Here is a 1,124-nt window from a genome sequence, read left to right as displayed (position 1 = left end):
ATATTAGTAATATCCAAAATCTAAATCGTATCAATATTTTGGATGAAATCTTACTTCAATATATTCATAAAGCTAATATACAATCAGACAGTCAACAAAAAATCTCTTTCTTTTTAGGCGGTGGCAGTAACGCTGGCAAAAGCACTTTTAGAAAAAGATTAAAAGAAAGTGTTGGGAATATTCTTATTATTGATTCCGATGAATTAAAAAAAGAAATCCCCGAATATCAAAAGATGCTTGATGCAAACCCTGAAATAGCTGCATCAATCGTTCATAAAGAAAGCTCATTAATGGCTTCTAAACTTTTAGAAAAAGCTATTGAAAGGGAAATTTCCCATATTTTTGATGGGACTCTTAAAGATACTCAAAAGTATATCAATTTCATACATTTACTTAAACAAGCAAAGTTTGAAGTAACATTGACAATTATTGATGTACCGGTAAAGATAGCTTTGAAGCGTAATCGTATTCGCTATGAAGAAGCAAAAGCAAATGGTGATTTCCCTCGATTAGTACCAGATGAAATTGTTATCCAGAGTCATTCTATGATTGCGAAATCATTTGTTGCATTAAAAGATTTAGTGGATCATTGGGCAATAGTTGATACTCAAGACAATTCAGATGAGGTTATTGCTACAGGGAGTTTGGGTAAAGAAACTATACTTAATAATAAGAAGTATCAAGAATTTTTAAGTAAATAATTTTTTTATTTTACTTTACTTATTAATTAATGTAGTATTATTAAGTTAAAGGAGAGGTTTATATGATGAACGCTTTAGAAATGATTAATGCTACTGTTGCTAAAGGAAATATGGGGCCAAAGCAGGATTTACTGCGTAAAAATGCTCAGTATATAGAGAGCTTCGAACGCAATAATCGTGAAGAAGAGTATCAGGCATATGTTTCCTCCTCAAAAGAATCTGAAAATAAAGTTCCTTGTTTAGGTCGGTTCTAAACACATACGAAAAAGAAAAAGGTAAGCTCATACTTACTTTTTTCTTTTTTATTTATCAAAAGTAGAAATTTGCAAAGAAGATTTTTGCAAAGTATCTTTTTATAAGTTATACTTTAGTTATTAAATGATAAGTTCGAAAATATATATCTATGAGGAGATGATGAAATGG

The 1,124-nt window shown here is 29.9% G+C and carries 2 protein-coding genes; both read left to right on the top strand.

Going from position 1 to position 1,124, the window contains the following annotated elements:
* Positions 1-701 (top strand): zeta toxin family protein (locus QI30_RS19090; protein WP_158621087.1); only part of this gene is annotated, 701 nt, incomplete at its 5' end.
* A gap of 62 nt (positions 702-763) precedes the next feature.
* Entirely contained in the window at positions 764-955 is a 192-nt protein-coding gene (locus QI30_RS19085) for a hypothetical protein (protein ID WP_126992092.1), read from the top strand.
* Positions 956-1,124: the final 169 nt, after the last annotated feature.

Source organism: Candidatus Kurthia intestinigallinarum (assembly GCF_003991225.1).
Lineage (GTDB): Bacteria > Bacillota > Bacilli > Bacillales_A > Planococcaceae > Kurthia > Kurthia populi.
Note: the sequence above shows the minus strand (reverse complement) of the source record. Positions and strands in the feature narration are given on the sequence as shown.

Bases quoted from the DNA above. Each gene is read 5' to 3' on its own strand.
- QI30_RS19085 (WP_126992092.1), top strand. From the start codon at position 764: ATGATGAACGCTTTAGAAATGATTAATGCTACTGTTGCTAAAGGAAAT.